14 protein-coding genes and 1 pseudogene are annotated in these 19,161 nt (G+C 72.4%); 10 read left to right on the top strand and 5 right to left on the bottom strand.

The features are described from left to right. A partial coding sequence (locus NBZ83_RS17750) for a J domain-containing protein (RefSeq protein ID WP_261575422.1) occupies nucleotides 1–305 on the bottom strand: 305 nt, incomplete at its 3' end. Nucleotides 306–599: 294 nt separating this feature from the next. Here NBZ83_RS17750 and NBZ83_RS17745 point away from each other — a divergent pair. The 7 genes from NBZ83_RS17745 to NBZ83_RS17715 all read left to right on the top strand — a co-directional run bounded on the left by NBZ83_RS17745 (nucleotide 600) and on the right by NBZ83_RS17715 (nucleotide 9,237). Next, nucleotides 600–1,994, top strand: coding sequence for a CoA transferase (locus tag NBZ83_RS17745; RefSeq protein WP_261575421.1), 1,395 nt, complete (start codon nucleotides 600–602; stop codon nucleotides 1,992–1,994). Nucleotides 1,995–2,364: 370 nt separating this feature from the next. Further along, the gene (locus NBZ83_RS17740) at nucleotides 2,365–3,540 is read left to right on the top strand and encodes a branched-chain amino acid ABC transporter substrate-binding protein (protein ID WP_261569717.1); all 1,176 of its coding nucleotides are present in this window, start codon (nucleotides 2,365–2,367) and stop codon (nucleotides 3,538–3,540) included. A 203-nt stretch (nucleotides 3,541–3,743) separates the two neighbouring features. Continuing rightward, nucleotides 3,744–4,676 carry a branched-chain amino acid ABC transporter permease gene (locus tag NBZ83_RS17735; RefSeq protein WP_261569716.1) on the top strand — a complete coding sequence of 311 codons (933 nt, stop codon included), beginning with the start codon at nucleotides 3,744–3,746 and terminating at the stop codon, nucleotides 4,674–4,676. Next, nucleotides 4,673–6,193: a branched-chain amino acid ABC transporter permease gene (locus NBZ83_RS17730; RefSeq protein WP_261575420.1), complete on the top strand. Its 1,521-nt coding sequence runs from the start codon at nucleotides 4,673–4,675 to the stop codon at nucleotides 6,191–6,193. The genes NBZ83_RS17735 and NBZ83_RS17730 overlap by 4 nt, the downstream gene beginning before the upstream one ends. A 26-nt stretch (nucleotides 6,194–6,219) precedes the next feature. Further along, complete coding sequence (locus NBZ83_RS17725) at nucleotides 6,220–7,113, top strand: ABC transporter ATP-binding protein (RefSeq protein WP_261569722.1); 894 nt, start codon at nucleotides 6,220–6,222, stop codon at nucleotides 7,111–7,113. Further along, nucleotides 7,113–7,907: an ABC transporter ATP-binding protein gene (locus NBZ83_RS17720; protein WP_261575419.1), complete on the top strand. Its 795-nt coding sequence runs from the start codon at nucleotides 7,113–7,115 to the stop codon at nucleotides 7,905–7,907. Before NBZ83_RS17725 ends, NBZ83_RS17720 begins: the two co-directional genes overlap by 1 nt. A 268-nt stretch (nucleotides 7,908–8,175) precedes the next feature. Continuing rightward, nucleotides 8,176–9,237, top strand: coding sequence for a LysR family transcriptional regulator (locus NBZ83_RS17715; RefSeq protein WP_498041061.1), 1,062 nt, complete (start codon nucleotides 8,176–8,178; stop codon nucleotides 9,235–9,237). Here the strand turns inward: NBZ83_RS17715 and NBZ83_RS17710 are convergent. Further along, nucleotides 9,196–10,485: pseudogene (locus NBZ83_RS17710) on the bottom strand (D-arabinono-1,4-lactone oxidase); the annotation flags it as partial. The gene NBZ83_RS17715 and the pseudogene NBZ83_RS17710 sit on opposite strands and share 42 nt — an antisense overlap. Before the next feature lie 321 nt (nucleotides 10,486–10,806). On the opposite strand from NBZ83_RS17710, the gene NBZ83_RS17705 reads away from it, so the two are divergent. Beyond that, nucleotides 10,807–12,549 carry a class I adenylate-forming enzyme family protein gene (locus tag NBZ83_RS17705; RefSeq protein WP_261575417.1) on the top strand — a complete coding sequence of 581 codons (1,743 nt, stop codon included), beginning with the start codon at nucleotides 10,807–10,809 and terminating at the stop codon, nucleotides 12,547–12,549. Here the strand turns inward: NBZ83_RS17705 and NBZ83_RS17700 are convergent. After that, nucleotides 12,534–13,646 (bottom strand): hypothetical protein, encoded by a 1,113-nt coding sequence (locus NBZ83_RS17700; protein ID WP_261569709.1) that lies wholly within the window; start codon nucleotides 13,644–13,646, stop codon nucleotides 12,534–12,536. The two genes, NBZ83_RS17705 and NBZ83_RS17700, sit on opposite strands and share 16 nt — an antisense overlap. 270 nt (nucleotides 13,647–13,916) lie before the next feature. Between NBZ83_RS17700 and NBZ83_RS17695 the strand changes: the two genes are divergently transcribed. Together NBZ83_RS17695 and NBZ83_RS17690 are read left to right on the top strand one after the other, a co-directional pair. Continuing rightward, on the top strand, nucleotides 13,917–15,845 hold the full coding sequence (locus NBZ83_RS17695) for a RecQ family ATP-dependent DNA helicase (RefSeq protein ID WP_261575416.1): 1,929 nt from the start codon (nucleotides 13,917–13,919) through the stop codon (nucleotides 15,843–15,845). A 200-nt stretch (nucleotides 15,846–16,045) separates the two neighbouring features. Further along, nucleotides 16,046–16,861, top strand: coding sequence for an SDR family NAD(P)-dependent oxidoreductase (locus tag NBZ83_RS17690; protein WP_261575415.1), 816 nt, complete (start codon nucleotides 16,046–16,048; stop codon nucleotides 16,859–16,861). Nucleotides 16,862–17,051: 190 nt separating this feature from the next. On the opposite strand, the gene NBZ83_RS17685 is transcribed toward NBZ83_RS17690, so the two are convergent. Continuing rightward, nucleotides 17,052–18,125: an LLM class flavin-dependent oxidoreductase gene (locus NBZ83_RS17685; protein WP_261569704.1), complete on the bottom strand. Its 1,074-nt coding sequence runs from the start codon at nucleotides 18,123–18,125 to the stop codon at nucleotides 17,052–17,054. Nucleotides 18,126–18,202: 77 nt separating this feature from the next. Continuing rightward, nucleotides 18,203–18,766 carry a hypothetical protein gene (locus NBZ83_RS17680; protein ID WP_261569702.1) on the bottom strand — a complete coding sequence of 188 codons (564 nt, stop codon included), beginning with the start codon at nucleotides 18,764–18,766 and terminating at the stop codon, nucleotides 18,203–18,205. Between the last annotated feature and the right edge of the window lie 395 nt (nucleotides 18,767–19,161).

The raw sequence follows: 19,161 nt of genomic DNA, 5'->3' as shown, positions 1-19,161 counted from the left end.
CCGGGGGAGTGTGGCCCGCCAGGGGGATACGGCCCAGCCTGGGGATGATGCGACCCGGTCGGGGGATGGCTCGGTCCGGCGGTACGTGGCCGGCCCGGGTCGGCGAGCCGCAGGTCGTAGCGGCGGCGCAGGCCGGGGTCGCCGAGAACCCGGTAGGCGACGTTGACCCGGGCGAAGGCCGGTGCGGAGCCGCCGGCGTCGGGATGGGTGCGCCGCGCCGCAGCCCGGTAGGCATGGCGGATCTGGTCCGCGGTGGCATCGGGCGGCACGCCCAGCACCTCGTACAGCGAGGGCTTCGCACCCACGGGCGCCTCCCCGGCTGCCGATGACCACCCGATCGGGCGGTACGGCGGCACCGCGTCATGGCGAAAGTACGCCGCACGTGTTCAGAATGGGCGCCGAACCTCCCGAAGGCGAGTCCGAGGCCCGCAACCTCTCTGATGCGCAAAGTAACATTCTACGCACTCTGCGATTTGAGTGATCGTTTCGTGCTCGTAGCCGGCTCCCGACGTGCGGGGCTGGTCACGCCCCAGCTGCTGGCCGGGGGCGCGCCGCCAGAGCCGGCGCGGAGTGTGCGCACGGGTGACACGGATGGGGACATGGCGCAGGTCGCGAAGATCGTCGATGAGGTTGCGTCGCTGGTGGGGGAGCCTGACATTGCGGACCGGTTGACCGTCACCGGCCCGGCCGACGTCCTACCCAGCCTTTACCGGGTGACGACGGTCGCGACCGCCTCGGTGGCGGCCGCGGCGGTCGGAGCCGGGAGACTGTTGGCCGCCCGCGCCGGCGGTGGCCAACCGGACATCACCGTCGACACCCGCCACGCTGGCGCCGCCTTCCGTAGCGAGCGCCACCTGCTCATCGACGGGAAGGCACCGCCGGGCCCGTGGGACCCGATCTCGGGCTACTACCCCACGGCCGACGGCCGCTGGATCCAGCTTCACTGCAACTTCCCGCACCACCGCAACGGGGTGCTGGACCTGCTCGGGGCGCCGAACGACCGGGCCGCCGTCGAGCGGGTGATCCTGCGCGTGGACGCCGCCCCACTGGAGTTGGAGCTGCAGGCCATGGGGCTGTGCGCCAGCATGGCGCGGTCGGAGCCGCAGTGGGCCGAGCACCGGCAGGCCGGGGCGCTGGCCGACCTGCCGCTGATCGAGGTGAGCCGGCTCGGCGACGCCCCACCGGCGCGGTTCGCGCCGACGGAGACCCCGGCCGCCGGCCTGCGGGTGCTGGATCTGACCCGGGTCATCGCCGGTCCCATCGCCGGGCGCACGCTCGCCGCCTACGGCGCGGACGTGCTGCGGGTCGGCGCCGCCCACCTGCCGGAGGTGCACAGCCTGCTGGTCGACACGGGGTTCGGTAAGCGCAACGCGTTCCTCAACCTGCGGGTCGCCGCCGACGCCCGCCGGCTGCGAGAGTTGATCGCGTCCGCGGACGTGGTCCTGCAGGCCTACCGGCCGAGGGCGCTGGACCGGCTCGGGTTCGGCCCGGACGCCGTCGCCCGGATGCGACCGGGCATCGTCTACGCCAGCATCAGCGCCTACGGGCGCCACGGGCCGTGGAGCGGGCTGCGTGGCTTCGACAGCCTGGTCCAGACCGCCTCGGGGATCGCCGTCGCCACGGCCGAGGCGGCTGGCGCGTCGAGCCCGCAGCCGCTGCCCGCGCAGGCGCTCGACCACGGCACCGGCTATCTCGCCGCGTTCGGGGTGCTCGACGCGCTCGCCCGGCGGGCGAGTGAGGGCGGGAGCTGGCACGTGCGGGTCTCCCTGGCTCGGACCGGGCGGTGGCTGCAGGACCTCGGCCACCACGACACCCTCGCCCGACCCGACCCGACGGCGGATGATGTTGCGGCCTACCGCGCCTGCCTGAACAGCGAGTTCGGCGAGCTGTCGTATATCCGACCCGCGGCGACCGTCGCCGGGGTTGCCCCGCGATGGGTCTCGCCACCCGCGCCGCTGGGCACCAGCCCGGCGACCTGGGCGGCACCGCGGTGACCTGGGCTCGACCGGTTTCGGTCCGGCGCTTGCGACGTTGCGGCTGGACGGCGACTGTCAAGTTCTGTTAACACCAGGCCCTCCTGGACGCCACTTCTGTGTCATCCAGGTAACGACCTGATATGAGTACTTTCGGCCGATCCGCTCTGGGGACTAGGTTTCCGCCATCTCGGCGGAGAGCGCGTGGCGGTCGGCCGATCATCCGCCGGTCCGGGTGCGTTTTCCGGGGGGCGGTCGGGACTGGCGTGGGGGGGCGCGTCATCCTCTATGCGGTGGCGCGCCGGCCCGACGTCGGTGGCGCCGGGGGTAGCTCGTAGCTGGGTCGGTCGTGGCATCGGGCTCGCGATCGGCGGACCGGAGGAGGAAATGCATGCGTAGGCGCCCGCTCCTGGGAGCGATAGCCCTCGCCACGGCCGTGACGTTGACCGCCGCGGCCTGTGGGAGCGACAGCGACGGTGGTTCTTCCGCAGACGGAAAGAAAACGATCACCATCGGATTCCAGGGTGTTCTCTCGGGCGACAATCAGCAGCTCGGACTGAACGCCCTTTATGGCGTACGGACCGCGATCGCGGAGGTGAACGCGGACACGAGCTCGCCGTTCCAGCTCAAGCTCGTCGAGTCCGACGACGGCGGCTCCCCGGACCAGGGGCCCACGGCCGCGCAGAAGTTGATCGACGACTCCAAGGTCGTCGCGGTCGTCGGCCCGATGTTCTCCGGCGCCACCAAGGCCAGCGAGCCCGCCTACACTCAGGCCGGCCTGCTGTCGGTGAGTCCGTCCGCGACCAACCCGGCGCTGACCACGCTGGGCTTCAAGACCTTCTACCGGGTCATTGCGCCGGACACCGTGCAGGGCAAGGCCGCCGCCGACTACGTGGCCACCGTCCTGCAGGCGAAGAAGGTCTACTCGCTGGACGACAAGAGCGAGTACGGCACCGGCCTGTCCGGCGCCCTGGAGCCCGAACTCAAGGCCAAGGGCGTCGACGTCACCCACGACGGGATCAACCCGACCAAGGACTACACCTCCGAGGCCACGAAGATCATCGCCGCGGCGCCGGACGTCCTGTACTACTCCGGCTACTACGCCGAGCTCGCCCTGCTGTCCAAGGCGCTCAAGGACAAGGGCTTCACCGGCAAGATCGCCAGTGGGGACGGCTCGCTCGACCCGCAGTACGTCGCGCAGGCCGGCGCCGCCGCGGCCGAGGGCACCTACCTCACCTGCCCCTGCGGTGACGCGAACACCGACCCGAAGGCCGCCTCGTTCGTCGCCTCCTTCAAGAAGGTCAACAAGGACGCGAAGCCGGGTACCTACTCCGGTGAGGCGTACGACGCCACGCTCGCGCTCGCGGACGTGTTCAAGAAGCTCGGCACGGACGTCAGCCGGGAGTCGGTCGCGGGCGCCTTCGGCAGCGTGAACTTCCAGGGCATCACGAAGACGGTCGCCTTCGAGTCCAACGGCGAGGTCAAGGGTTCCAACGTGTTCGTCTACCAGGTCAAGAACGGCGCGATCGCCGTTCTCGGGAACACCGCGGATCTGATCAAGTCCTGATGTCGGTGCGGGCGGTGGCCGGGTGAGTGCACATCCGGCCACCGCCTCGCCGCGTCGGGTGAACATCCGCGCGGCAAAACAGTCTTTCCTTCACAGGAAAGATGATCCGTCACCGGAACGGGTATCCGTCCCCGAAACGGGCATCCGCCATCCAAACGAACTTCTGCCAGGCGAACGAGCCACGCGACGAACGAGGCACACGTATGGGTTTCCTCGACCAGTTCTGGCAGCTGACCATCGACGGACTGATGGTCGGCTCGCTGTACGCGGTCATAGCACTCGGGTACACGCTCGTGTACGGGGTTCTCCAGCTCATCAACTTCGCCCACAGCGAGGTGTTCATGCTGGGATCCTTCGGCGGCCTGTTCGCCGCCCGCGGCCTGCTGCCCGACGACGGGTCGGTGCCCGGGGGGCTCGCCTCCGTGGGGCTGGTGGCCGTCGGCCTCGGGGCCGGCGCGATCTGCGGCGGGCTCGCCGCGTTCACCCTCGAACGCGTGGCCTACCGTCCGCTGCGGCGGCGCTCCGCGCCCCGGCTGGCCTATCTGATCAGCGCGATCGGGGCGTCGCTGTTCGCCGTCAACCTGGCCGGCAAGGAGTTCGGCCGGCAGAACGTCAGCCTGCCCGACCTGTTTCACAACGGCACGGTCTTCTCGTTCTTCGGCGCCGACGTCTCCACCCAGTCGCTGGTCATCTTCGCCGTCGCCGTCGCGATGCTCATCGGCCTGGACCGCCTCGTCGCCGGCACCCGCCTCGGCCAGGGCATCCGGGCCGTCGCCCAGGACGCCGACACCGCCGTCCTGATGGGCGTGAACGTCGAGCGGATCATCATCGTCACGTTCGTCATCGGTGGCCTGCTCGCCGGCGCCGGCGGCTTCCTCTACGCGATGACGTTCAACGCCTCCTACAGCATGGGATTCGTCCCCGGAGTGAAGGCGTTCACCGCCGCGGTTCTCGGCGGCATCGGAAACGTGCGTGGCGCGATGCTCGGCGGCCTGCTGCTCGGCCTGGTCGAGAGCTATGGTGGCTACCTGTTCCAGGCGTCCTACAAGGACGTCATCGCCTTCCTCGTCCTGGTGGCGATCCTGATGATCAGACCGTCCGGCCTGCTCGGCGAGCGGCTGGGGCGGGCGGCATGAGCGTGCCTCCGCCCGGCCCGCCCGCCGCGTCCGACCAGCCCGCCGCGTCCGGCCCTGGCGGTGGCGCCGCCACCGTGCCGCTGCGCGTCACCGAGAGCCCCGCCCGCTCCGCCGGTCCGTCCGATCCCACCGGCTCCTCCGATCCCACCGGCTCCTCCGATCCCACCGGCTCCTCCGGTCCGGACGGTGGCCCGGCGAGGCCCGCGTGGCACCCGGCGGTGCTGTTCACCCGGGCCCGGCTGCGCCAGCTCGGGGTGCTCCTGCTGGTCGGCGTGCTCGCCGCGATCGTCACCGGCCCGACGGGTAACTCCGACAAGCCGCTGCAGGCCGCGAAGGACTCGATCATCGACGTCCGGATCGTGCTCTACCTGGGACTCGCCGTCGCGCTGTGGGTGGTGCTGGTGCTCGGCGCCGAGCTGCGTGGCGCCCTCGAGCGGGTGAGCGCCCCGGTACGTGCGCCGATCGGCGCGGCCTACGGTCGCCGCGGCGCTCCGATCGTGCTGAACCTGGTGCTGCTCGCCATCGCGATCGTCGCGCCCATGGTCGTCTCGACCGCCGCCCAGCAGTCGATGGTCAACGACATCGGCATCTACGCGCTGCTCGCGCTCGGCCTCAACGTCGTCGTCGGCTACGCCGGCCTGCTCGACCTCGGCTACATCGCGTTCTTCGCCATCGGCGCCTACGCGACGGCCTACTTCTCCTCGCAGACCGCCATGCCGTGGCACGCGCCGTTTACGCTCAACCCGTTCTTCGTCTTCCCGATCGCGCTCGTTCTCGCCGCGCTCGCCGGGGTCATTCTCGGCGCGCCGACGCTGCGGCTGCGCGGGGACTACCTGGCAATCGTCACCCTCGGCTTCGGCGAGATCATCCACCTGGTGGCGAACAACGCCGACAACGTCACCAACGGCGCCCGCGGCGCCTTCGGCGTGCCGCACCTGTCGATCGACCTGCTCGGCATCGACTACAAGTGGGGAATCGACCCGCTGCCGTACTACTACCTGCTGATTGTCATCATCGTCGGGGTGATGATCGCCTTCGGCCGGCTGGAACGGTCCCGGATCGGCCGGTCCTGGGCCGCCATCCGCGAGGACGAGATCGCCGCCGAGGCGACCGGGGTGGCAACGCTGCGGATGAAGCTGCTCGCCTTCGCGATCGGCGCGTCGGTGTCGGGCTTCGCCGGCGTGCTGTTCGCCTCCAAGCAGTTCTTCAACCCGCAGAGCTTCAGTCTGCAGGCCTCGTTCTTCGTCGTCGCGGTGGTCATCTTCGGCGGGATGGGATCCCGGCTCGGTGTCGTGGTCGGCGCCGTCGTCCTGCAGGGACTTGCCTTCTACCTGCGGGACAAGGTGCCGCCCGCGGACCGCTACATCTACTTCGGGGCCGTCATCGTGATCATGATGATCTTTCGCCCGCAGGGGCTCGTGCCGTCGCGCCGCCGCCGCCGCGAGATCCAGCTCGCGGAGGAGGGCATCGGCGCCGCCGACTCCCTCGGCGTCGCGCCGACAGGAGGGCAGCAGTGAGCCGGGCCGGTGCCCACCGCTCGGGGGTGCCCGTCGCCCGTCGCCCGCGTGCCGACGAGACCGCGCCCGGCGAGCTGGTCGTCGAGGCCCGCGACCTGGCGCTGCGCTTCGGCGGGGTGACCAGCCTCGACGGTGTCTCGCTGCGCCAGCGCCGGGGGGAGATCCTCGCGGTGATCGGCCCGAACGGGGCCGGCAAGACGTCGTTGTTCAACTGCCTGACCGGCGCGTACCGGCCGCAGCAGGGCTCGGTCACCTTCTGGCCGGAGCAGGACCGCCCGACCGAGCTCGTCGGCCGCCGCCCGCACGCGATCACCCGTCTCGGGGTGGCCCGCACCTTCCAGAACATCCGGCTGTTCCCCGCGCTGTCGGCCCTGGAGAACGTGCAGATCGGCACTGAGGTGCGGCAGCGGTACGGGCCGGTCGGCGCGATCCTGGGCCTGCCGCATGCCCGGCGCGCCGAGCGTGACGGGGTGCGCCAGGCGCTGAGCCTGCTCGACCTGGTCGGACTGTCCCACCGCACGCATGAGCTGGCCGCCTCGCTGCCGTACGGCGAGCAGCGCCGGCTGGAGATCGCCCGAGCCCTGGGCACCGGGCCCAGTCTCCTGCTGCTCGACGAGCCGGCCGCCGGCACGAACCCGGCGGAGAAGCGGGACCTCGCCGGGCTGATCACCCGCATCGCCGGCACCGGGGTGTCCGTGCTGCTCATCGAGCACGACATGCGATTGGTGATGTCCGTGGCGACCTCGGTGGTCGTGCTCAACTTCGGCCGGGTGATCGCCCACGGCACGCCGGGGGAGGTCCAGCGTGATCCGGCGGTCATCGAGGCGTACCTCGGCGTCGCCGACGACACTGGTGGCGATGCTGGCGGAGCCGACGTCCAGGCCGGGCCCGGCGCCGCCACGCGGAAGGACGTGCGCTGATGCTGTTGACACTGAGCGACGTCGAGGTTGCCTACGGTGCGGTGACCGCTCTGCGTGGGGTCAGCCTGGAGATCGCCGAGGGTGAGATCGTCACCCTGCTCGGCGCCAACGGCGCCGGCAAGACGACGACCCTGCGGACGATCTCCGGCCTGCTGCGGCCCCGTTCCGGCGAGGTGCGCCTCGACGGGCGGCCGCTGTCGTCCATCCCCGCGCACGGCCTCGTCGGCGCCGGCGTCAGCCACGTGCCCGAGGGTCGGCGGGTCTTCCCCAGCATGAGCGTCCGCGAGAACCTGCTGATGGGTGCCTACCATGATCGCCGGCATGCGCGGGCGGACCTGGAGCGGGTCGTCGCGCTGTTCCCGCGGCTGGCGGAGCGGATCGGCCAGGCGGGCGGCACGCTGTCAGGTGGCGAGCAGCAGATGCTCGCGATCGGCCGGGCGCTGATGAGCCGGCCGCGGCTGATCCTGCTCGACGAGCCGTCGATGGGGCTGGCCCCGATGGTCGTCCAGACCATCTTCCAGGTGATCGCCGAGATCAACCGGGAGGGGGTCGCGGTGCTGCTCGTCGAGCAGAACGCGGCCTCGGCGCTGCGGATTGCCGGGCGCGGGTACGTGCTGGAGACCGGCCGCGTCGTCCTCGCGGACACGGCCGCCGGCCTGCTCGCCGACGACCGGGTTCGCCAGGCGTACCTCGGCGAGGACGTCGCCGACAGGGAGGACGAGCCCGCTCCGACCCGGGGCGGTGCGGCGGCGGGCCCGGCTCACGGAACCGCGATCCGGGCCGACTCCGCCTGAGCCCCCCGGGCCGGAGCCGCCCCCTCGGCCGTTCCCGCCTCGCGGTCCGAAGCCGCTGCCCGGTCCGAAGCCGCTGCCCGGTCTGATCCCGGCGTTGCGGCGGGCCCAGTCCAGCCCGTCGCGGGTGTCGGGTCCCCACAGCCAGCCGGCGAGGCCCAGAAGGACGGCCCCGACCGTCACGATCGCGTACATCATGATCCCCAGGATCGTGGCAGGCACTCTTGCAGTCCAGCTAATTTTTCCGCATGCTATAGCTAAGATTTCCTACATGATTGATGTTCGCCGCCTGCGCATCCTGCGGGAGCTCGACAGCCGGGGAACGGTCGTGGCCACGGCCGCGGCGCTGCACCTGACGCCGTCGGCGGTCAGCCAGCAGCTCGCCGCGCTGGCGAAGGAGACCGGCGTGCGACTGCTCGACCCGGCCGGCCGCCGGGTCCGGCTCACCCCGGCCGCCCGGGTGCTGCTCGGACACGCCGACGTTCTGTTCGCCCAGCTGGAGCGGGCCGAGGCGGACCTCGCCGCCTTCGACGAGGGCCGGGTCGGCTCGGTGGCCGTGGCGGCCTTCACCACGGCGATCTCCGGCATCGTCGTGCCGGCGCTGGCGGCGTTGCGGGAAAGCCGGCCGCGGCTGCGGATGTCAGTGTCCGACGTGGCCGAGCCAGAGTGCTTCGACCTGCTGCTGGCCGGCGACCTGGATCTCGCGGTCTGCATCACCCACCCGAGTGCCGGGCCCCTCGACGAGCGGCTGCTACAGATCCCGCTGCTCGACGACCCGCTCGACGTCGCGTTGCCCGCCGGCCATCCCTACGCCACCGCCGCGGCCGTGCCGCTGGAGGTGCTCGGCGGGGAGGACTTCATCTCCAGCCGCCCCGGCACCCCCTGCCACGAGGTCACCCAGGCGGCGTGCGCCGCGGCCGGGTTCGTTCCCCGGGTGCGCCACCGGGCCGACGACTACAGTGCGGTCCTCGGCCTGATCGCCGCGGGTTGCGGGGTCGGCTTCATCCCGCGGCTGGCGAAACTGTCCAGCACCCCACAGGTCGCCCTGCGACCGATCGCCGGCGTCCCGCCGATTCGGCCGATCTTCGGCGTCGTTCGCCGCGGCTCCCAGCAGGCCCCGCACCTGTCGGCCACCCTCGCCGCCATCGTCGCCGCCGCCCGATCCCCCGACCTCTACGGCGCTCTCACCACATCATTCGGTGGTGTTGAGGTGCGAAGTGGACGCGGGGCGGCCGAGGACGCGGTCGAGGTGGGCGTTGGCGAACACGCCGGCCGGGTCGACGGTGTCGCGGATGGCCAGGAAGTCGTCGAAGCGGGGGTAGCGCTCGCGTAGCTGCGCCGCGGCCAGCGTGTGCAGGGTGCCCCAGTGGGGCCGCCCGCCGGCCGCCAGCATGATCTGCTCGGCGAGGCCGAAGTAGTCCCCGTGCGCGCCGCGCCGGTCGGTGCGCACGGCGATGTAGGCGGTGTCGCGGCCGAAGGCGGGGGACAGCGGGATCTCGTCGGCGGCCGCGCAGCGCACCTCGACGGGAAAAGCGGTGCGCACCCGGGATCGGGTCACGGCGGCGGCGAGCTCGCCCATGGCGGCGGCCAGCTCGGCCCGGGGGACGGCGTACTCGACCTCCTTGTACCGGATCGCCGGGGCGCCCGCGGCGAACATCCGGTAGGAGAGATCGCCGGCCGGCTGACCGCCCGTCAGCGCAGCACCCACCCGGCCGCCGACGTGGGCGGCGAGCCGGGCGGCGGGCCGGTCCGCGGCCGGCAGGCGCCGGGCGGCCACCATCAGCGCCCCGAAGACGCCGCCGGTCACCGGCCCGCCATCGGGCCGGTGGCGCCGCCGGGACGGGAGGTCGAGCCCGTCGTCGAGCGGGTGACGGTCATCCCGGCGGACCAGCGCGGTCGTGGTGTGCGGGAACCAGGTGAAACGGATGTGGTCGGCCTGCTCGACGAGCGCGTCGTAGCCGTCGAGCACCTCTTCCAGCGGCAGCCGGCTCTCCCGCACGTGCAGGGCGAACAGGGGGACGGCCTGCAGCGTCACCGAGGTCACGACGCCGAGGGCGCCGAGGCCGAGGCGGGCGGCGGCGAACAGCTCGGGGCGCTCGCCCCGCGAGCAGGTGACCACCTTGCCGTCGGCGAGCACCACTTCCAGCGCCCGCACCTGCGTGGACAGCCCGCCGTAGCGGGCGCCCGTGCCGTGGGTTCCGGTGGCGATCGCCCCGGCGATCGTGGCCTGCTCGCCGTGACCCTGGTTGGTCAGGGCGAGCCCGGCCTCGGCGAGCAGCCGGTTCAGCCGGCGCAGGGTCATCCCGCCGCGCACCGTCACCAGCCCGCTGCCCCCGTCGAGCGCGACCAGATCGGCGCAGCGGTCCAGCGCGACCTGCACGCCGCCGTCGTCCGGCCGGCCGATCGCGTTCATCGCGTGGCCGGCGCCGACGGCCCGGACCCGCCGGCCGTCCCGCACGGCGGCGATCACCACCGCCGACGTCTCCTCGGCGGTGCGGGGTCGGGCGAGGCGGATCGCCTGCGCGGTCTCGTTGCCCGCCCAGTTCCGCCACGCCGTGGGTTCTTCGAGGGGCGAGCCCATCTGCACCTCCGTCCGGGGGACCGACGACTCCGGCACGGGTGGGCGATCCACCGGCCGAGCCGGTCCCCATCGTGGACTGCCTGGCCGGCGTTCTGCCCGGCGGGTCGGTCCGACGAACCGTGAGGGACCACGCGCCGCCACGGTTACCTGAGGTGTGCGTTCTGTCGCATGTCTTGCCATCCGTGCCTTTATGTATTCCCTGGGTTGACTCGCGGGTGTGGCGAGCGGACTCCTGATTACGTGGTGAGGTGAGATGCTTCCCATGCGCGAGCAGGTCGGATCCGCCGGCTCGCCGACGCGCAGGCGGAAGGCGACGTGCAGATGGCGAGCGCAGCCGGCTACCGGCCGACCGGGATCAGTCTGGGCGGGCTCGCTGAGCTCGCCGTGGAACGCACGGGTGGCACCGAGGAGATGATCTTCGAGGGGCGGGTCGAGTCCGCTGCGGCCCGGTTCGCCCGGTCCTGTCGATTCAGCGCCGGCCTGCGTGACGCGGGGCTCGTCGCCGGCGACCGGGTGGTCGTCCACATGGCGAACTGCCCGGAGGTCGGCATCGCCTACCACGGGGTGTGGCGGGCCGGCGGGGTGGTGACGCCGACGCTGTTTCTGCTCGACGAAGCCGAGCTGCGTCACGTGCTCGTCGACAGCGGCGCCCGGTTCGTCCTCACGACCCCGGACTTCCTGGCCAAGGTTCGCGCGGTGGCGAGCGACTGCCCGCAGGTGCGGGTGCTGATCGTCGTGGCCGACCCGGCCGGTTCCGACCCGGCCGGTTCCGACCCGGCCGGTTCCGACCCGGCCGGTTCCGACCCGGCCGGTTCCGACCCGGCGGCCCGGCCCGGTCGCCCGGTCGGGTCGCCGCCGGTACTGAGCTTCGCCGACCTCACGGCGGCCGACGAAGGTCCCCTCGAGCCGACCGATCCGGCTGCCATGGCCGCGTTGCTGTACACCGGCGGCACCACCGGGCAGGCGCGGGGGGTCGTGCTCTCCCACGACGCGCTGTCCGCCGGTGGCTTCGCGGCCGCGTCGGGGAACGCGAACGAGGAGCTTGTCGGCCTGCTGCCGCTGCCGCTGTCGCACATCTACGGCCTGACGATCAGCGTGATGACGCTGCACATGCGCAAGCCGGGCCCCGCGGTCCTGATGCGCTGGTTCAATCCCCGCGGGTGGCTGGACCTGGTGGCCGAACACCGGGTCGCGGTCAGCGCGCTGGTGCCGTCCATGATCGGTCAGCTGCTCGCGGAGCCGTTGCACCTGGCCGACACGTCGTCGCTGCGCCGCGTCACCAGCGGCGGCGCGCCGCTGCCGAGGGAGATCGCGCTCGAGTGGCAGCGACGCCTGCCCGGCATCGAGCTGGTCGAGGGGTACGGCTGCACGGAGAGCGCCGGCGGCGTCACCACCACGCCGCCGGGCGCGGCGCGGCTGGGCAGCGTGGGTCTTCCCGCGATCGGGGTCGAGGTGCGTGTCGAGCTGCCCGACGGCTCGCCGGCCGGCCCCGGGCAGGACGGGGAGATCTGCCTGCGCGGCCCGATGGTGATGACGGGGTACTGGCAGGCGCCGCAGGCCACCGCCGAGGCGCTGCGCGGCGGCTGGCTGCACACCGGTGACGTGGGACGCCGCGACGTCGACGGCTACCTGTACATCGTCGACCGGATCAAGGATCTGATCATCCGCGGCGGGGTCAACATCTACCCGCGCGATGTCGAGGACGGCCTGCTCGGCCATCCCGACGTCGCCGCGTGCGGGGTCGTCGGCCGGGCCGACCACCGCCACGGCGAGGAGGTGATCGCCTACGTGCAGCTCGTCGCCGGCGGCACGGTCTCCCCGGAGGAACTGGTGCACTGGGGCCGGGCCCGACTCGGGCCCCTGCGCTACCCCCGGGAGGTGCACATCGTCGAGTCGCTGCCGCTCACCAGCGTGCTCAAGACCGACCGCCGGGCCCTGCGGTCGCTGACCGCCGCCTCCTCGCCGTCCCGGCGCATCGGGCCCGCCGATGGCAGGCCCGCCGATGGCAGGCCCGCCGACGGCAGGCCCGCCGACGGGCCTCAGCGCGCTCAGAGCGTCGAGTGAACCCCGTGGCTCTGGATCGCGCCCCGGGCCAGGCTCAGCGCCGCCGGTGAGGCGATGTTGGCCGCGTCCATGAAACTGAACGCGAACAGGCCGTCCCGGCTGAGCTGGCTCGGCGCGTCCCCGGACAGCAGCGCATGGAGGTCCGACTCCCACGTCGTCTGCGACTCGGACTTGTAGTGGGCCAGCATGACCGGGCCGTACTGGCCGAGCGCCCTCGTCATGTCCCGCACGTCCGCGGCGTTCGAGTCGGTGCCCATCGCCTGGAAGCTCTCGAAGTCCGAGGCGCGTAGCACGTCCGCGAAATGGGTGATCAGCGAGCGGCCGCCGCCGGCAACCGGATCGTCCCAGCGGCTCTGCCAGCCGCCCCAGCCAAGCGACACCCGTGCGTTCGGCGCGCCGGAGTGGAAGATGTTCAACGCCGCCAGGTACTGGTCCTGCAGCGTGAGGTAGTAGTTGGTGGTGTCCGGCGTGGCGGCCCACGCATTCGGGTGGCACGGATACGTCTGAAACTCGGTGAACAGCGTGACGTAGAGCGCGGGACCGTCGGCGGGGCCGGCGAAGATCGACGCGAGTTCCCGCGCGTTGTCGAGGAAGTCGCTCGACAGCGGGTACTCGCGGCCGCAGGCCGGGCCGTGCGCGGTCTGGACGGTGCCGACCCCGCCGGTGCCGTCAAGCCAGACGACGAGGTGGATGCCATGCCCCGAGCGGTAGACCTCGGGAATCAGATCGGCCTTCCAGTTGCGCAGGAAGCTCAGATCGTTCGGCCCGTTGTACCAGGTGCTGAGGAAGTCCAGGTCGGGCGCCAACGGGGAGCTGTGGGCACTGTCGAGCCCGGGGCCCAGCCCGAAGCGCAGTTTGCCCGCCGGGGTGGCCGGGACGGACCGGGTCCCGGCGGCCAGCGCCCGGCGCGGCGGCGCGGCGCGGCCGGACCGTCCAACCGGACCGCCTGCCGCCTCGCCGCCGACCACCGGGCCGCCTGCTGCCTCGGCCGCCGCGGCGATGCCGTCCCCGCCGGCGGGGACGTGGCTTTTGCCATGCCCGACGAGCGGGACCGCGACGGCGACCGCGGCGAGCAGAGCAATGAGGGGAACCGGCAAATGTCGGAACCTCCGATTACGCATTGATATATTCCTCCTGCGGCGACCATCCGGTAGGAGCGAAACTGTAGTCGATCGAATACTTTTCGGCGTCGAACGTGTCGCGTGATTCGGCCGGAGCGGCAGATCCGCTCGTGCGAGCGGATCTGCCGCGGGCGGCATGGTTTGCCGGTTGGTGTCGGACTGGTGGGTGCCGGCCGGTGAAGGTTGTCCCCTTCGTGGTCGTTCGAGGGTGGGGGTCGGTGGTGAGTGGGTACGCCCAGCGGCACCATGAACCTCCGTGATCAGACAACGAAGCTGCTGACCGCCTGGGTCCGGGGCCGGCGCCGACCCGTGCCCGGCGTCGGGACCATCGAGGCGAAGGTGCGGACGCCGGCCGAGTCGGGTCGGCGCCGGGCGCCGGCCCAGGAGCCGGATCCTCCCGGTGACGAGGAGCCGGATCCTCCCGGTGACGAGGAGCCGGATCCTCCCGGTGAAACAGGGGTGACCCCGCCACCGAGGGAAGGGGGGGAGAGCGCGGCAGTCGCGCCGGGGGCCAGGGCCGACGACGAGCTGGGCGACCTGATCCGGCTGGTCGCCCTGGAGGGGTTCGGCTTCCCGGAGCTGCGGGACGGCCAGCTGGACGCCATGCGGGCCGTCGTCGAAGGCCGGGACACGGTGTGCGTGCTGCCGACCGGCCGTGGCAAGTCGGCGGTCTACCAGATCCCGGCGCTGGTGCTGGCCGGCCCGACCATCGTGGTCTCGCCGTTGATCGCCTTGCAGCGCGACCAGGTCCGCGGGCTGACCGAGCGGCTGTCGGGCCTGCTCGGCGACGACCCGCCGGCCGCCGCGGCGAATTCGGATGCGGGGCGGGCGGCCCGCCACGCCGCTTTCGACGCGATCCGGCAGGGGCGCACGGAGTTCCTCTTCCTGGCCCCGGAGCAGCTTGCCCGCGACGACGTACGCGCGGCGCTGCGCGAGGCGCGACCGTCCCTGTTCGTCGTCGACGAGGCCCATTGCATCGCGTCCTGGGGGCACGACTTCCGGCCCGACTACGCCCAGCTGGGGCAGGTCGTCGAGGACCTCGGGCATCCGACGGTCGTGGCGCTGACGGCCACCGCGGCCCCACCGGTGCGCCGGGAGATCCGGCAGCGGCTTCGGCTGCGGGACCCGGTCGAGGTCGTGCGGGGGTTCGATCGGCCCGAGATCTTCCTGTCCGTGGTGTCGTTCACCGACGAGGAGGCCAAGCGGGCGACCCTGATCGAACGCATCGCAGGGGAGGCCAAGCCGGCGCTGGTCTACGCGGCCACCCGGCGGGCCACGGAGGAGCTGGCCGACGAGCTCGCCGGCCTGGGGCTGACAGTGCATCCGTACCACGCCGGCCTGCGGGCCGCGCGCCGGCGCGAGATCGAGGCGGACTTCCGGGCAGACCGGTGCGACGTGGTGGTCGCCACGACCGCGTTCGGCATGGGCATCGACAAGCCCAACGTCCGCACCGTCATCCACGCCGAGGTGGCGGACTCCCTCGACTCCTACTACCAGGAGATCGGCCGCTCCGGGCGGGACGGGGAGCCCGCGGTGGCCTGCCTGTTCTACCGGCCGGAGGATCTCGGTCTGCGGCGCTTCTTCGCCTCCGGCCGGGTCGACGACACGGCCTTACGACGCGTCGCGGTGCTGCTGGGGCACGCCGAGGGGCCGGTGACGGCGCGGGAGCTGGCCAAGGCGGCCGGGTTGCGTGACACGGCGCTGACCCGGCTGGTGGACCTGCTCGCCAGCGCGGGGGTGGTGGCGGTCCACGACGACGGGCACATCGTCGCGCGAGCGGACGCCCCGGACCCGGAGGAGGCGGCGCGCCGTGCGCTCGCGGTGGCCGAGGCGCGGGTCGAGGTCGAACGTTCCCGCGTCGAGATGATGCGCGGCTACGCCGAGACCCGCGACTGCCGGCGCGCGTTCCTGCTGGCCTACTTCGGGGAGACGACGGACGGGCCGTGCGGGCGCTGCGACAATTGCCTGGCGGGCCTGCCGGCCCAGCGGCGGCCCGAGACCACCGACGGCGAGGCGCCGTTCCCGGCCGGCGCCGCGGTGCGTCACGTCTCCTGGGGTCGGGGGCAGGTCGTCAAGGAGGATGGCGATCGCATCACGGTGCTGTTCGACGACGTGGGTTACCGCACTCTGTCGGTGGACGCGGTCCGGGAGCGTCACCTGCTCGATCGGACGTGAAAGACCTGCGCCGCAGGGCATCCCCCCACTGACGGGCCCGCACCTACAGGTACGTCGGTGATGGTAGTAACTGTCCGGTCCATCCCGAGATGTCCGATGATGTCGTTTCCTGACATCGTCGCTTGCCGTGCGCTGGACTCAAGCATGGTCACGCGCCCGGCAGAGCAGGGAGGACCATGACCGCGCAAGCGGATCTTCAGATGAGCACCGCCCTGGTCACAGGGGCGTCGTCAGGTATCGGCGCGGCCTTCGCACAGGCGTATGCGGCCCGGGGCGCCACGCTCGTCCTGGTGGCGCCCGAGGAGTCCAAGCTGCAGGAGGTCGCGGAGCGACTCGGCACCCGCTACGGGGTTGACGTGCACGCCGTGCCCATCGACCTCGCCGAGGAAAGCGGCCCCGACCAGCTCGCCAAGGCGGTCGCCGAAACCGGCCTGGAGATCGACATCCTCGTCAACAACGCCGGCTTCGGAACTCGTGGGCCCTACCACGAGCTGCCCGCCGACCAGGACCATCGCGAGGTGATGCTGAACGTCGTTGCGGTGGAGCGGGTCGCGCACCTGTTCCTGCCGGCGATGGTCGCCAGGGGCTCCGGCACCATCATCAACGTGTCGTCGACCTCGGGCTTCCAGGCCGTCCCCTACATGGCGGTCTACGGAGCCTCCAAGGCCTTCGTCCTGTCGTTCTCCATCGGTCTGTGGGCCGAATGCCGGCCTCGCGGGGTGCGTGTGCTCGCCCTGTGCCCGGGGCCGACCGACACGAACTTCTTCGAGGCGTTGGGCTCGCAGATGTCCGCCGGCGGTCGGTTGCGGACCACCGATGAGGTGGTGGCGGCGGCCTTCCGCGCCCTCGACCGGGGCCAGGCCTACGTCATCGACGGCCGGTTGAACTTCCTGACCTCCAACGCCTCCCGGCTGCTGCCCCGCGGCCTGGTTGCGCGGATCACCGAACGGGTGCTGCGGTCCGGGTCGCTGGCCGCGCTGCCGGGCGCAGCACCCAGGAGCCGCCGCGCCGCCTGATCGGGCTACTCCGGCCGGCCGCTGCGTGCGGTCCGATCGGACCACCCCGGCCACCGGCCGCCGCGAGGGTTCGTGCCGCGACGCGCCCATCCGGCGGCCGATCGACCTATCCCCCGACCGGGCGACCCCGCAGTGGCCCGGTCGGGGGGCGTCGGCTGCGCCACCGTCGGCTGCGCCACCGTCAGCGGGGTCAGCGCGAGCGGGCCGCTCCCACCGGGGTGGCCGCCGGCGCGGCCGGGCGGGCCGGCGCCAGGCCGCTGATCTCGGCGACCAGCTCGTAGGAGCGGATCCGGTCCGCCGGCCGGTGGGCATTCGTGGTGATCATGATCTCGTCGGCGTCGGTCACGTCGAGCAGGGCATCGAGCCCGGCGCGGACGGTCGAGGGGGAGCCGACGATGTGCGACGCCGTCGCGTTCTCGGCCGCGGCCCGTTCCTGCGGGGTCCAGGAGTGCACGGCGGCCTGCTCGGGAGAGGGGAAGACGTCGGGACGGCCGCCGCGGATCCGCAGCATGGCCAGCCGGACGGGGGCGGCGAGCCATTCGGCGCGCTCGTCGTCCTCGGCGCAGACCACGGCAGCGGCCACGATCGCGTACGGACGCTCCCGGCCGGGCGAGGGGCGAAACGAGCGGCGGTACAGCTCGAGCGCCGGCACCGTGTTGGCCGGGCTGAAGTGGTGCGCGAAGGCGAACGGCAGGCCCAGCATCCCGGCCACCTGGGCGCTGTAGCCGCTGGATCCCAGCAGCCAGATCGGCGGTACCTGAGCCTGCGGGAACGCGTGGACGCCGCGCATCGCGTGGTCGGCGCCGAACTCGCCGCCGGAGAGGAAGGTGGTCAGCTCGGAGAGCTGCTCGGGAAAATCGTCGACGGCGAGCAGCCCGGCGGTGCGTCGCAACGCCCGGGCGGTGGCGGGATCCGTACCGGGGGCTCGGCCGATCCCGAGGTCGATTCGGCCGGGGAACAGGGCACCGAGGGTGCCGAACTGCTCGGCGACGGCCAGCGGCGCGTGGTTGGGCAGCATCACGCCACCGGAACCCACCCGGATCGTGCTGGTGGCCGCGGCGACCTGGCCGATGAGAATGGACGTCGCCGAACTGGCGATGCCGGGCATGCCGTGATGCTCCGCCAGCCAGTATCGGGTGAATCCGAGCTGTTCGGCGTGCCGGGCGAGGTCAAGCGATCCGCGGATCGCATCGGCGGGCGTCGTTCCGGTGCCGACCGGCACGAGGTCCAGCACGGACAGGGGGACGCTTCGGGTCGGCTTCACGCGAGGTTCCAACGATGTGACGGGGCCGCTGTCTTCCCCGCCCGCTACCGCGGCGCCCGCACCGGTCACGGTCATGGTCAGCCGCCGACCGTCTCCATGTAGTCCTCGGCAACCTCGTCGAGGGCATCGCTGGGATGGCCGAGCGCCATGCGCACCCGGCGGCGCCCGACGAGCAGAAGGTCGAGCAGGAAGTCCGGCACCGGGGCCCGCTCGCAGCGGTGGTAGCCCATCGTGAACCAGGTGTGGGCGTCCTCGAGCAGGCCGGCCTCCTCCAGGCTCTCGGCGACGGCCTCGTAGACGCCCGGATCGCCCAGCTTCGCCGCTTTCAGCTCCGCCCGCAGTGAGCCGGCCTGCTCGGTCTGCCCGCTGCGCAGCAGTCCGTCGTGCAACCAGGCGCGGGGGTCGATGGGGCAGGCGCCGCCGTCGGCCACGGCGGCGCGATAGCAGCGGGTCGCCTCGCTCCAGTCCTCGGCGAGCCCGTACTGGCTGCCCGCATCGACGAGCAGGGAGGCCCGGGTGACCGTCTCGCTGTGGGCGGCGGGCCGCTCGGCCAGCGTCTCCAGGGTGGCCGCCGCCCCACGGTGATCGCCGTTGCCCGCTGCCTTGAAAACGATCTCATCCACGTCGTCGTCGGAAAGCATGCCGGTCATTGTCCCCGTCGGGGATCGTTTCCCGACGGGTGGGCGCCGGTGGCGTGGCTGCGCCGGTCGCGACCGGCGCGGACGGGGAGTGGCGCGGACGGGGAGTGGCGAAGACGATCCGGAACCGGACGGGTCGGCCAGCTCGGATCGGGGAAGGAGGTGATCGATCGCTGCCACGGGCCGCGAGCGGTCGGTGCAGGACGGGCGGTTCGGCGGATGGGGTGTGGGTGGACGCGAAGGCGGCGGGTCGAGATGAGTGGCCGGGGCCCCGGTCCGGGCCGGTGGTGAGCGAGCAGGTGGTGAGCGAGCAGGCGGTGACCGAGCGGGCGGCTGCGACCGCCGAGCAGGGGTCTGCTGCCGAGCAGGGGGCTGTCGCCGAGGAAGGGGCTGTCGCC

Origin of the sequence: Frankia gtarii (assembly GCF_025403375.1) — a bacterium.
GTDB lineage: Bacteria > Actinomycetota > Actinomycetes > Frankiales > Frankiaceae > Frankia > Frankia gtarii.
This window is presented reverse-complemented; position numbering and strand designations above follow the sequence as displayed.